The following is a 658-nucleotide window of genomic DNA, read 5'->3' on the forward strand; positions in this document are numbered from 1 at the left end:
CACCCGGCCGCGATCGCGGCGCGGATCGGCCAGGCGATCATCGGGCTGCCGCAGAATTGCCGGATATTCTTGCGCGGGAGGCGCTTCGACCCGCCCCGCGCCGGTATGACGCACAGCGTCATACCGCCAGCGCCCGCGACAGGGTGGCGACGACCCTCGCCTGATCTTCATCGGTCAGCCCGGCATGCAGCGGGATCGAGATGGCGCGCGCGTAGTAATCTTCAGCGGCCGGGAAATCGCCAGGGCCGAAGCCCAAGCAGCGGTAATAGGGCTGCAGGTGCACGGGGATGTAATGGAGGTTCACGCCGATGCCGCCGGCGCGCAACGCCTCGAAGGTCGCGCGGTGACGCGTCGGATCGTCCAGCCGGATCACATAGAGGTGCCACGAGGACCCGGCACCCGCCAGCCTTCCGGGCAGGCGCAGCGGCAGATCGGCCAGCATGGCATCATAGCGCAACGCAAGATCGCGGCGGCGGGCGATGAAGGCGTCCAGCCGCTCCATCTGACTCAGCCCGAGGGCCGCCTGCATCTCGGTCATACGGTAGTTCCAGCCCAGCTCCAGTTGCTGGTAGTACCAAGGGCCGTCGGGGGCATGGGTCATCAGGTCCTTATCGCGGGTGATGCCGTGACTGCGCAACCGCGCCATGCGCGCGCCCAG

General features: G+C 68.1%; 2 protein-coding genes. Both read right to left on the reverse strand.

All coding sequences use genetic code 11. The annotated features are described in order from the left end of the window. Positions 1-122 (reverse strand): cytidylyltransferase domain-containing protein (locus V8324_RS22215; protein ID WP_442970603.1); only part of this gene is annotated, 122 nt, incomplete at its 3' end. Further along, positions 119-658, reverse strand: a 540-nt coding sequence (locus tag V8324_RS22220; RefSeq protein WP_336422038.1) for a DegT/DnrJ/EryC1/StrS family aminotransferase, incomplete at its 5' end; no start/stop codon positions are given. The genes V8324_RS22220 and V8324_RS22215, both read right to left, overlap by 4 nt.

The sequence above is a fragment of the Roseovarius sp. D22-M7 genome (assembly GCF_037083785.1).
Taxonomy (GTDB): Bacteria; Pseudomonadota; Alphaproteobacteria; order Rhodobacterales; family Rhodobacteraceae; genus Roseovarius.